Consider the following 11,990-nt stretch of genomic DNA (forward strand, 5'->3'; position numbering starts at 1 on the left):
GGTCAGGCCAGACTAATCGCGGCGATTATACGGAGGATATGATGACAATGAAATGACGCATTTATTTCAGTTTTGTTTCACTGTTATATTGGTCATTGATGATGGGCTATTTGGTCATATTTTGGCGGCTAATATGCTCTAATCGCCAGAGCAATAGGGCGGCGGCGATGCTGAGCGAGATCAGCAATGAAATCCAAAAACCCTTGGGGCCAGACGCAGGCATTATCACATCAGTAAGGCCTAATGTATAGCCTAGGGGAAGCCCAATACCCCAATAAGCAAAAAGGGTGATATACATGGTCACTTGGGTATCTTTATAGCCCCGCAGCGCGCCTGCTGCCGCGACTTGTAGGGCATCCGATACTTGGTAGGCCGCTGCAAAGAGTAGAAGCCCGGTGGCAAGTTCACGAATCTCGATGTCTTCACTGTAAACCCCAGTAATAGGCCATGCAAAAAAGTAGATAATTGCGGCATTGCTTATGGCGATGCTGCTTGCTAAAACCAGTGCTTGCCGCCAGGTGCGCTGTGCTGCCTGCTTATTACCAGCACCTAAACGCTGACCTACCTGAACGGTGATGGCGATGCTCACGCTAAGGGGCAGCATAAAGGTTAATGCTGATACATTCATTGAAATCTGGTGCCCAGCGATAACGGTGGCGCCTAGTGATCCAATGAGTAGCGCGATAATGGAAAAAATAATAACTTCGGCGAAAACTGCGGCTGCAATGGGTAATCCAAGAGCCAGTATCTGCCAGCTCCCTTGGCGATCCAGCCAGCGAATACCAGCTTCAAAAAGTTTAAGTTCCCGAAACTCATGGGCTTTAAAAAAATAGGCGGCTAGAGCCAGTGCATTGAGCCACATAACGCTGGCAGTGGCCCAGCCGCAGCCAGCGCCACCCATTGCAGGCAGGCCAAAGTAACCATGGATAAAAATAATGTTTAAGGGAATATTGGCAAAGAAAGCTAACAGGTTGATCTGCATCACCGGCTTGCTGTGGCCGGTTCCCTCACTGCTGGCACGCAGTACTTGGTAGATGGCCGCTGCTGGCAAGCCAAATATCATGGCTTTTAAGTAGTCGATAACAACGGGATGAACAACAGGGTCGATGTTCATAAACTCAAGCAAAAATGTTGCTTGGCTAATCAGTGCAGATGCGCAGAGCCCAAGTATTAAGCCTAACCATAAACTTTGATGGATATGAGATTTTGCTTGGCTGATGTCGCTGGCGCCCCAAGCGTGGGCAACCAAACTAGAAGTCGCGCTAAAAAGCCCAACCATAAACATTAACACTGGTAGCCACAAACTAAATGCTACCGCAACACCAGCTAAATCAATGGCGCTTACCCGCCCGGCCATAATAGTATCCACTACCCCCATGCCTGAAATAGCAAGTTGGGAAACTAGGATTGGCCAAGCGAGTTTGACCAGCTCGGGAAGCTGGTCAAAGCGGGATGATTTAAAAACTGCGTTGCTCATAGTACTTGGAAAACTATTTGAGCTGCCTTGTACTACAAATAGCGTAGGCAGCTAGTCATCGTTTCTGTTACGTTGGGGTTTGCCTTTACGTTTGTCGGCCTGCGCTCCGCGATGCGGTTTTTTCTTGGCGCTGCGACGCTTACGTTCACCGCCCTCTGCAGGCTGATCACCACCTTCGTTGATGCTAAAATTACTGACTTGCTGGCGAATGCGCATTTTTTTCAGATGGTGGAAAATTTCTTTTGGCATACCATCTGGTAGATCTACAGTACTGTAGTCGTCATGTAAATTGATGCGACCAATGTACTCGCTGTCGATGCCAGCTTCATTGGCAATAGCGCCAACAATATCACCGGGGCGAACGCCATGTTCGCGGCCAACATCAAGACGATAGTTAATCCAATTTACATCGCTGATATCCTCGCTTTTGCCGCGAGATTTTTTACGCTCTTTGCGATCTCTAGGCTCTCTGTTGTCACGAGAATCCCGGCTCTCTCGCGGCTCGCGGCGCGGCTTCTCTTCGGGTAGCTGCAACGGGCGGTCTTTTTGTGCCATAAACGCAAGCGCGGCTGCGATTTCGCTACCTGACTTTTCAAATTGGTCGCTGCATTCACTGACTAATTGTTGAAAGAAATCCAAGGTTTCATTTTCCAGTACGGCTTGTATTTGCTCTTTAAACTGGTCGATTCTTTGCTGGGATATTTCCGCAGAACTTGGCAGGCGATGCTTATCAATTTTTTGGCCAATAGCACGCTCAATAGTGCGTAGCATGCGAGTTTCTTTGGCGGTAATAAACAGTACAGCTTTACCACTACGTCCGGCACGGCCAGTACGGCCGATACGGTGTACATAAGCTTCGCTGTCGTAAGGAATGTCATAGTTAATAACGTGACTTACTGTGGCCACATCAATACCGCGTGCTGCAACATCGGTAGCAACAATGATATCCAATTTCTGCTGTTTTAAGCGATTGATCGCACGCTCACGCAATTGTTGGCTCATGTCACCATTGAGAGCGGCGCTGGCATAGCCGCGAGCTTCAAGTTTTTCGGCAACTTCTGCGGTGGCATTTTTGGTGCGCACAAAAATAATTACGCCGGTAAAAGGCTCGACTTCAAGCAAGCGGGTTAAGGTTTCGAGCTTTTCATGACCACGAACTTGCATATAGGATTGCTCAATGCGCTCAACCGTTGCAGTTTCGGCCTTGATTTTTACCGTAATGGGGTTGTTTAAGTATTGCTCGGTTACGCGTTGGATTTCTTTGGGCATGGTGGCCGAGAAGAGTGCAACTTGCTTTTCCTCTGGGCAATTATCCAAAATCCAGTTGACGTCATCGATAAAACCCATGCGGAGCATTTCGTCAGCCTCATCCAATACAAGGGCTTTCAAATTTCCGAGCTTCAAGGTTCCTCGACGCATATGGTCCATAACACGGCCGGGGGTCCCCACTACTACCTGTGCGCCGCGCTTTAATTGACGCAGCTGGCTGCCGTAATCTTGCCCGCCATAAATAGGCAGTACATGGAAGCCTTTCAGGTTTTCAGCATAGCGGCTGCAAGCTTCGGCAACCTGAATCGCCAGCTCACGGGTTGGCGCCAATATCAGTAATTGCGGGTGTTTTGTTTTAACATCGAGCTTGCTCAACAGGGGTAGGGCAAAAGCCGCCGTTTTACCGGTGCCGGTTTGCGCCATGCCTAAAATATCGCGGCCTTCAAGTAAGGGCGGGATACTGGCGGCTTGGATGGGTGAGGCTTGTTCATAGCCAACTTTAGCGACGGCTTTAACAATAGCATCGGGTAGGCCTAATTCAGCAAAGCTGATAGCTTGATCGGTCATTCTGGTTTCCAGGTGTTTGGGTGTAAAAGACTCCGGCAATAGCACGGCACTAGATTGCGATCTAGTGGGATAAATGGCAAGGCAGGAGCACGGGTGGCGTTTCTTAAGGCGCCAATGTACCCAGCTTATGCACACTCATTCAGGAAAACCGTCTCAAGGGGGCGGGAACCAAGTCGGGAAGAGGGGATACACCTAACAATAATTGGATGTAATGGATCTTCGATACTAAGCGGATACAAAAAAGTGGCGAAATTATACGCGCTTTGGCATTAGTCACCAAGCAAAATATCACTTTGAGTCAATATTAACTGAATAGTGGTCGTGTAGAGGCGGCTTTACGCACCATTAGGGCTGATTTATAGGCTCAAATGCGGGCGGCGAGAAGGGGATTGTCTAAAGTCCATCAATCATGGTTTATCGATATAGATTAAATAACGTGAGTGTTCTGATTTCGACTGTGTGCTGAATTTTCGCTCGTTGTTGGCGGGGTTATCTGATTTGAATAATAACTGATCCAAGCTGTACCACTGTTTCAGTTTAATGCTTTTGGATCTCTTGAGTTGTTCCAACCATTGTTGTGAGGTCTCATCCCAATAGTGCTGGGTTACCTTAAGTGTCGGACTTGAGTCCTCCCTAGTAAACAGAGTAAAACCAAAACTCACTGGGCTCTTCAGCTCTGTTTCGATGGCCAGCCACTGCTCGTTTTGCTTCGGAGGTTTTTTACTTAAGGCAGAGCGCTCTTCATTGTAACTTGTTCTGTGCGTAGCTATTTTGCCTTGATATTGCTTCTGAGCGATATGCGTTTTATTTGGCTGCATTGTCTGCTGTGACAGTCCCTTGGGGGGGTGATGCCAGTTGCGTGGGCTTAAAAGGATTTCTTGCCCAGGGGTCAGGATTAAGTTTAGGTCTTTGTATCGACCGTTGCTTTTGACTGTGTTTATAATTTTGTGCCTGGCTTCAGTGTGCTTGCCTTGAGCTGTGGCTTTGAGCTGCTTATTTGGGTGTTTGCCATAGTAGAGTCTCATCGTATAGCTGCTCGATAGAGCTTCATGTTTACGTAACCATTGTTGCAGCTGCTGGCATTGTTGCGGGGGGAGCTGAGCATCAACTTGTCCGTTTAACACCAGGATGAATTGTCCAGAAGATGTAGGCCACTGTTCGAGGGCTTGCTTGGCTGTACTGTCATCCCAATTGCTGAGTGAATAGTGGCAGCTTAAGTTTGTATTTGAGTAGGCGCTGGGGACAAGCATTAATCCGCAGCCTGCCGCTAAAAAAATGATTATGAATGCTCTTATACAGCGCTGCATAAAACAAGCATGAATATTCACAGTGTTTGAGCCTACTTGCCTGAGAGAGGGTATTGCCATCATAACAGAAGTTTTAGAGTTGTTTTTTTGACGCCGGCGACAAATACAATTGCCTAAATGCTTTGCTGTCAATAAAGTGTTTTTAGGCTCATTGTTGAGTAGCCTTTAATCGGCCGCCTAGCGAATTTACGACCTTTCATCCTGAATAAAGGGATTTACATACGAAGTCTTTGCATAATTTTAAGGTCAATAGGCTTGAGGGTTTTGTGATGCCTGGAATCAATGACTTTGGTGGTTTCTCTCCAAGTTTCAGCAGTAATAATCGCGAGCTGAGCGATAGCATTCGCCAGCTCGGCAGTGGAAGCCGCATTAACTCCGCAGCCGATGATGCGGCGGGCCTTGCTCAAGATACCCGTTTTGACTCTCAGATAAGAGAGAATACGGTGCTTAGCCGAAATCTTGGTGATCAAATTGGGCTCAATCAGATATCAGAGGGCTATTTAAAAGGCGCTCTCGAAGGTGTAGCGCGCGCCCGCGAGTTAGTATTGCAGTCCGGAAATGGTACCAGTGATGCAGCTTCTTTACAGCCTGAGGCTGATAATATCGTTGAGACCGTTAATGATCTGGCGGCACAGGGCTTTGGTACCGATGCCGAGGCTGAGGCGTTTCTTTCGGAACTTAATTTATCAGGCTCAGTGGAAGATAATTTATCTGCGCTTGATGATCTGCAGGGCCGCTTGCTGGAGAGAGCTTCGGATCTAGGAGCACAAAGCAATGGTTTGGAAGCGCGAGTTAATAATTACGAGGTCAGTAATATTAATCTGTCAGCCGCTAAAAGCCGCCTTTCCGATACGGATTATGCTCAGGCTGTGAGTGAAAAAAGTAAGCAGCAGACCTTGCAGCAGGTACAAATAACCCTGCAAAAAGAAAAAAACGAACAAGCTGGGGCTATTATCGATCAGCTCATTTAGGCTGATCGACAACAGTCTAAAATAAAGATGTTAAGCCTTATCTTTGATAAACCATATTGCGGTGCGGGATGCCCGCGTCCATGAACTCCGGCCCTTCTGCGACAAAGCCGTAGCGCGCATAAAAACCAATCGCTTGTGTCTGAGCGTGTAGGAAAATATCGGTATATCCTTTTTCTAAGGCGTATTCAACGGCCGCTAATAGTAGCTTTGCGCCTAGACCTGTGCCTCGTTCTGATTGCAGTACTGCCATACGCCCAATTTGTCCGCCTGGCAATAATCGAGAGGTGCCTACTGCTTTCCCTGTTTCATTGGTCGCTAAAAAGTGCACGCACTGCGGATCTTTTGGGTCGAATTCTTCCTGTTCTGGCACGCCTTGTTCGTCGATAAAAACCTCGCGGCGTATTGCCATGAGCTGTGTTTCTGCATCGGCCCAATCAACTTTCGATATTTCTATGCTCATAGACTGTTCCGCTTAGTAGTCGTCTTGATCTTCGTAATAGGCAGCAAGGCTTATTAGTTGTTGTATAAAGCTAAGCCCAGACTCATATTTTTCGAACTGTTCGATCACGTCTTGGCAGATAAGTGTATCTTGTTCGCAGATATCTATAGCAACTTGCACAGGACAATGTAGCTGTTCTCCATTAACAAAAAGCTCGGCGCTACCATCTTGTTTACGGAAAAATAGACAGCGCGTTTCACTGGCTTTAATTAGATACTCTGGCAGCTCGCTCGGAGTTTCAGTTAGGCCAGCTTCATTGCAATATTTGGTTTCGCTTAACATGCGGCCAAACCATTGGGCAATTTCTTCTGGAGAACTTTTTAAACGTTCCAGCAAAATATCTTGTACACGTTTTATATCTTCACCCAGCAATTCGTGACTGTGTGCACGAGTTTTAATACTTGGATCCTGATAGCGCTGAAACTCACTGAAGCTCTCGGCCAGCGATTGAAAATGTTCTTCGATAAGTTGTGCTTGGCTAGGTGCTCGAAAACCCACGGAATAGGTGATGCAATCTCCTTGGGCGATTCCCCAGTGTGCCACTTTAGGCGGCAGATAGAGGATATCTCCGGGTTCTAAAACATGGCTTTCTAGGCATTGAAATTCTTGCAAAATATTCAGTGGGGTTCCGGCGAGTTGTGCGGAATCTTCATTGCAACTTTGGCCGACTTGCCAATGGCGTTTGCCATAGCCCTGCAATAAAAATACGTCGTAATGATCGTAATGTGGTCCAACACTGCCGCCATCAACCGCAAAGCTTGCCATAACATCATCAAGGCGCCAGTCGGGTAAAAACTGAAATCTTTCGCGTAAATCCTTGAGCTCTGGAATGTACAAATCCAAGGCTTGCAGCAGCAGTGTCCAATTGCGATCTGGCAGCTCTTGGTAAAGCGTTTCTTCGAAAGGCCCTTTGAGCAATTGCCAAGACTTGTCCTGATGGCTTTCAAGAACAATCCTTGACTCTATCTCTTCCTCAAGGCTGAGCCCAGCCATTTCATCTGGGCTAATAGGGGTTTCAAAGCCGGGCAAAGCCTGGCGTATCAGTAGGGGCTTTTGTTGCCAGTATTCACTAAGAAACTGTTCTACTGAAATATCACCAAGCTTGCTGAGTTTATGGCTCATTATTTGCCCGTCTAATAGTTTGCTGAGCGATTAAATATTTTCGGCTTGGCTGATGGCATTGCCGATATAGTTACTGGGCGTCAGCTCACGCATGGCCGCTTTTGCTTCTTCTGGTACATCAAGGGTTTCTACAAAAGCCTTGATGGTGTCTTGGTTGATAGCTTGTCCGCGGGTTAAGTCCTTCAGCTTTTCATAGGCACCTTCAACGTTATAGCGACGCATGATGGTTTGAATAGGCTCGGCTAATACTTCCCAGCTATTGTTTAAGTCTTCAGCTAAGCGTGCGGTGTTTAACTCAAGTTTGCCCATGCCTTTTAGGGTGGAAGCATAAGCAATAGCGCTATAGGCGAAGCCAACACCCATATTACGCAGTACGGTAGAGTCGGTTAAATCGCGCTGCCAACGTGAAACGGGCAGTTTAGCCGCTAGATGTTGAAAGATCGCATTGGCTAAGCCCAGATTACCTTCAGAGTTTTCGAAGTCGATCGGGTTTACTTTGTGGGGCATGGTTGAAGAGCCAATTTCACCAGCGATTGTTTTTTGCTTAAAGTAACCCCAAGCAATATAGCCCCAGATGTCACGATCGAAGTCGAGCAAAATGGTGTTGTAGCGAGCGATTGCATCAAATAGCTCAGCAATGTAGTCGTGTGGCTCAATTTGCGTGGTGTACGGGTTCCAGCTAAGCCCTAAACTTTCGACAAAGGTTTGAGCGTTTGCTTGCCAGTCCACATCAGGGTAGGCACTTAAGTGGGCGTTGTAGTTACCCACCGCACCATTAATTTTACCCAGCAACTCTACTGCTTTTACCTGCTGGATTTGACGGCCAAGGCGAGCTGCTACGTTAGCCATCTCCTTGCCAACTGTGGTTGGAGAAGCGGTTTGACCGTGGGTGCGTGATAGCATTGGTACGCTTGCAAAATCCTTTGCCATTTGTCCGATGCCATCATAAATCTCTTGCATTTGCTGTACTAAAACTTCACGGCCTTGTTTGAGCATTAGTGCGTGAGACAGGTTGTTAATATCCTCTGAGGTACAGGCAAAATGCACAAACTCATTGATTGCTAGCAGCTCGTCATTACCGCTGAACTGTTCTTTAATGAAGTATTCAACAGCTTTTACATCATGGTTGGTAGTGCGCTCAATTTCTTTGATACGAGCAGCATGCTCTTTGTTAAAATCGCTTACCAGGCTATTAAGCAGTTCGTTGCTGGCCTCACTGAAAGGTTTCACTTCAGGAATTTGTGGATGCTCTGATAAACGTTGCAGCCAGCGTACTTCAACTTCCACACGGGCGTGGATTAGACCGAATTCGCTGAAAATATTGCGATAATCGCTGGTTTTGCTGCCGTAACGACCATCAATAGGGGATACAGCATTCAGAGAGGTAAGGCTCATAGCAGGGGCTCACAGTTTTCTGGCAAGGTTGGGGTCAAGACATAAGCTAGACACTAGCTTCGGGCCCTTTATGGGCGCGCCTAGACCGATAATTTAAGCTGCGGCATTCTACCTGAAATACCGCCTGAATTTAATGGTTTCGTCGTTCTAGAGGGTAAACGTTGTTGCTTTAATTGATTTCTTGCAGCCAGTTCTCGGCGGCTCGCAATAAACGTTTGCGATGAAATAGGATATCCAGCCGGCTGCCGCCAACTTGCCGCCATAACGTTGCGCTGCGAATGGCTGCAAGCAACAGCGCCCTTACTTGCTCAGCGATTCGTTGTTGCTGCAGGTAACTAGCGTCTCCCATCACCTGAATTCTAAACTTATAGCGGCTGATGCTTTCACTGTAAGCGCTGGCGATATTGGCGATAACGCTATCGTGGGTGACATTGTCAAAATGCTCAGCTTGGCGCTGGCTGTGCGCTAGGCGCTCAGCAATGAAGCTCAATGATTGTGCATCTTTGCTGAGTTTTTTCTGCAGATGGAGCACGCCCATGACGTAGCGCATGGTATTGGGGTGTTCTTTGTCAGGCCTGTTATCTAACAGTTGTGCCATGATTCGAAGCCCCATGTCCAAACCTTGGGGACCTCCATAGACGGCTTCGGTGCTACGGGGGTTCTGCTCAAATAAGCTAGCAATGGCGCATTGGTATGGCTCGCTTGGCAAGTAGCCGCTGCGGGCGATCTGGTCAACTAGGGCGGTGCTTTGAAATACTCCGGCCAGCGCTAGGCTTACATCTTGCCAATTCTTTGCCATAAAAATCTAGAAACTCAGTTAGCCGCTTGTTCAAGCTCGCTATATGTTTGGTCAAAGGCTTGATCGATAACTGCTCCACCTAAGCATATCTCACCTTGGTAAAACACAATAGACTGTCCAGGGGTTACGGCACGCTGGGGCTCTGCAAAATTAACCTGCAGCTCGCCGTCGGTGCTGGCTTTTACCCAGCACTCCTGATCGGCCTGGCGGTAGCGTATTTTGGCTTGCCCATGGAAGGTGGCGCCATTAGCGCAAGGGTTGTCGCCTATCCAGTGGCACTGGCTCGCTTTTAGAGAGTGCTTGTATAGTCGGGGGTGGTCACTTCCTTGCGCGACCAGAAGAACATTTCTTTCCAAGTCTTTGTCGACGACATACCAAGGCGCTTCGGCTTGACCCTTAACGCCGCCAATGCCTAATCCTTGGCGCTGACCGATGGTGTGATACATCAAGCCGCTGTGCTGGCCCAGCTCATTACCATCGAGATCTTCGATTACACCTGGTTGGGCAGGTAGGTACTGGGCGAGGAAGTCCTTAAAGCGGCGCTCGCCAATAAAACAGATACCGGTACTGTCTTTCTTGTTATGGGTAACGAGCCCATGTTCTTCGGCAAGTGCTCTAACCTCGGGCTTTTCTAGCTCGCCAACGGGGAATAAGGACTTGGCAAACTCAGCCTCGCTTACTGCGTGCAAGAAATAGCTTTGGTCTTTGTTGTTGTCTAGGCCTTTCGCTAGATAGGTGCGCTCGTTCTGGTCTACGCGTTTTACATAATGACCAGTGGCAATGTAATCCGCACCAAGCAGCTCAGCATAGTCTAAAAAGACTTTGAACTTAATTTCGCGGTTGCAGAGTATGTCGGGGTTTGGGGTTCGGCCCGCCTTGTATTCCGCTAAAAAGTGCTCAAATACATTGTCCCAGTATTCAGCGGCAAAGTTGGCACTATGTAGCTCTATGCCCAGCTTATTGCAGACCGCTTCCGCGTCAGCCAGATCGTCCTTTGCCGTACAGTATTCACTGCCATCATCTTCGTCCCAATTTTTCATAAACAAGCCTTCAACCTGGTAACCGGCCTGGATCAGCAAAAGGGCTGAGACAGAGGAGTCGACACCACCGGACATGCCGACAATGACTTTGGTTTGGGCGTTAGGTTTGCTGTTTGGGCTCATGGGGGCTGCTGTATGACAAATGACATCTTTCAAAATAGGGGGCGCATTCTACTGTTGCATGGCCAAACTGTCCAACCGCTGGGGTGGCCCTTACATGCCTTTACCCTTGGTCTGTGTGCACTAGAGGTTTCTAAGGGGCGATGTAGGTATGGGCCATTTCAAGGGGGTAGAGCTTGTTTGCCCTAAACTGCAGTATGTCACGATATACCAGTGGGCTAGCTAGTTGGTCTTTTATTCGGTCAATTTCATCGATCGATAGCCAAACGGCTTCGACTATACCTTGGTCAAGGCTGAGTTCGGGGTTAAAGCCCATGGCACGAGCTGCAAAACTATGGCGTACATAGGTGATGCCATTACTCGGTGCGCGATATAGGCTTACACCAAGGTAGGATTTGATTTGAACATTCCAAGCCGTTTCTTCCAATGTTTCCCTCTGTGCGGCTTCAATAAGTGACTCGCCAGCCTCTAGGTGACCGGCAGGCTGGTTGTACAGCAAGCATCCATTGCGCTCTTCGAGTACCAGTAGATAGCGTTGTTGTCTTTCTACCACTGTGGCTACAGTGCAGTGTGGTGCATTTGCGCTCATATCTAAAACTTGTAGTTTTTTGACAAAATGATTCGGCAAGCATTGGCCTTTGATCTTATAATCTAATGAATCGAATCAGGCTTCAACGCTTTTTGCTGCTTTGACGTTTGTTTTTGGCTTGCTGTCTTGTGTTGCTGCGGCTGTTGTTTCTGTAGGCCCCGCGGGGGCTAGTCTGGCGCTTTCCGTTATCGTCGGGCTTGGGTAAATGAACCTGATCGATCTGGTATTGACCAGGTTGTAGATCCGACAGTTTCCAGTGGCCGATGGCAGAGCGAACTAAGCGCAGTGTCGGGTGCCCAATTGCAGCCGTCATGCGTCTGACTTGACGGTTTCGGCCTTCACTAATACTAATCTCAAGCCATTGCGTTGGCTGGTCTTTACGCTCTCGAATCGGTGGTGTTCTGGGCCATAAACACTCTGGCTCAGCAATCACTCTGACTTTTGCAGGCCGTGTGGGCCCGTCATTGAGGGTGATGCCATTGCGGAGCTGCTGAAGCTGCTCTTGGGCTGGTGTGCCCTCTACCTGCACCCAGTAAGTCTTTTCCAGTTTTTGCTTAGGGTGGCTAATGCGGTGTTGGAGTTGGCCATCGTCGGTAAGTAACAGTAAGCCTTCTGAGTCGCGGTCCAGTCGCCCGGCGGGATAGAAGCCTTTAAAGTCGGCTAAATGCTCCATTAGAGTGGGGCGTTGATCCTTATCAGTAAACTGACTTAGGACGTTATAGGGTTTATTAAATAGGATGATTTGTGCCATGGAATCGCTTATTTAGACTATTGTTGTAATTTTACCACCTATACCTGAGGGCTGTCCGGTGTTATTATCGCGCCCGCAAAAATC

General features: G+C 48.1%; 11 protein-coding genes. 1 reads left to right on the forward strand and 10 read right to left on the reverse strand.

What is annotated here, in order from left to right; genetic code table 11:
• Nucleotides 1-106: 106 nt before the first annotated feature.
• From Q1A08_RS01245 to Q1A08_RS01255, 3 genes are all read right to left on the reverse strand, one after another.
• Nucleotides 107-1,477, reverse strand: a complete 1,371-nt coding sequence (locus Q1A08_RS01245; RefSeq protein ID WP_299768551.1) for an MATE family efflux transporter — start codon at nucleotides 1,475-1,477, stop codon at nucleotides 107-109.
• A gap of 51 nt (nucleotides 1,478-1,528) precedes the next feature.
• Nucleotides 1,529-3,313, reverse strand: a complete 1,785-nt coding sequence (locus tag Q1A08_RS01250) for a DEAD/DEAH box helicase (RefSeq protein WP_299768554.1) — start codon at nucleotides 3,311-3,313, stop codon at nucleotides 1,529-1,531.
• A gap of 407 nt (nucleotides 3,314-3,720) precedes the next feature.
• Nucleotides 3,721-4,563, reverse strand: a complete 843-nt coding sequence (locus Q1A08_RS01255) for a hypothetical protein (RefSeq protein ID WP_299768556.1) — start codon at nucleotides 4,561-4,563, stop codon at nucleotides 3,721-3,723.
• A 326-nt stretch (nucleotides 4,564-4,889) separates the two neighbouring features.
• Here Q1A08_RS01255 and Q1A08_RS01260 point away from each other — a divergent pair, with 326 nt between their 5' ends.
• Nucleotides 4,890-5,591, forward strand: a complete 702-nt coding sequence (locus tag Q1A08_RS01260) for a flagellin (RefSeq protein ID WP_299768559.1) — start codon at nucleotides 4,890-4,892, stop codon at nucleotides 5,589-5,591.
• Between the two features lie 37 nt (nucleotides 5,592-5,628).
• Here the strand turns inward: Q1A08_RS01260 and Q1A08_RS01265 are convergent, their stop codons facing one another.
• The 7 genes from Q1A08_RS01265 to Q1A08_RS01295 all read right to left on the reverse strand — a co-directional run bounded on the left by Q1A08_RS01265 (nucleotide 5,629) and on the right by Q1A08_RS01295 (nucleotide 11,906).
• On the reverse strand, nucleotides 5,629-6,051 hold the full coding sequence (locus Q1A08_RS01265) for a GNAT family N-acetyltransferase (protein WP_299768562.1): 423 nt from the start codon (nucleotides 6,049-6,051) through the stop codon (nucleotides 5,629-5,631).
• Nucleotides 6,052-6,063: 12 nt separating this feature from the next.
• Complete coding sequence (locus Q1A08_RS01270; RefSeq protein WP_299768565.1) at nucleotides 6,064-7,212, reverse strand: cupin domain-containing protein; 1,149 nt, start codon at nucleotides 7,210-7,212, stop codon at nucleotides 6,064-6,066.
• Nucleotides 7,213-7,242: 30 nt separating this feature from the next.
• Nucleotides 7,243-8,607: an adenylosuccinate lyase gene (gene purB / locus Q1A08_RS01275; RefSeq protein ID WP_299768567.1), complete on the reverse strand. Its 1,365-nt coding sequence runs from the start codon at nucleotides 8,605-8,607 to the stop codon at nucleotides 7,243-7,245.
• Nucleotides 8,608-8,776: 169 nt separating this feature from the next.
• On the reverse strand, nucleotides 8,777-9,406 hold the full coding sequence (hflD, locus tag Q1A08_RS01280; RefSeq protein ID WP_299768569.1) for a high frequency lysogenization protein HflD: 630 nt from the start codon (nucleotides 9,404-9,406) through the stop codon (nucleotides 8,777-8,779).
• 14 nt (nucleotides 9,407-9,420) lie between these two features.
• Entirely contained in the window at nucleotides 9,421-10,569 is a 1,149-nt protein-coding gene (mnmA, locus tag Q1A08_RS01285; protein WP_299768572.1) for a tRNA 2-thiouridine(34) synthase MnmA, read from the reverse strand.
• A gap of 130 nt (nucleotides 10,570-10,699) precedes the next feature.
• Nucleotides 10,700-11,155: an NUDIX hydrolase gene (locus tag Q1A08_RS01290; protein WP_299768575.1), complete on the reverse strand. Its 456-nt coding sequence runs from the start codon at nucleotides 11,153-11,155 to the stop codon at nucleotides 10,700-10,702.
• 82 nt (nucleotides 11,156-11,237) lie between these two features.
• On the reverse strand, nucleotides 11,238-11,906 hold the full coding sequence (locus tag Q1A08_RS01295; protein ID WP_299768578.1) for a pseudouridine synthase: 669 nt from the start codon (nucleotides 11,904-11,906) through the stop codon (nucleotides 11,238-11,240).
• Nucleotides 11,907-11,990 lie beyond the last annotated feature (84 nt).

This window comes from uncultured Pseudoteredinibacter sp. (genome assembly GCF_947500695.1).
Classification (GTDB): Bacteria; Pseudomonadota; Gammaproteobacteria; order Pseudomonadales; family Cellvibrionaceae; genus Pseudoteredinibacter.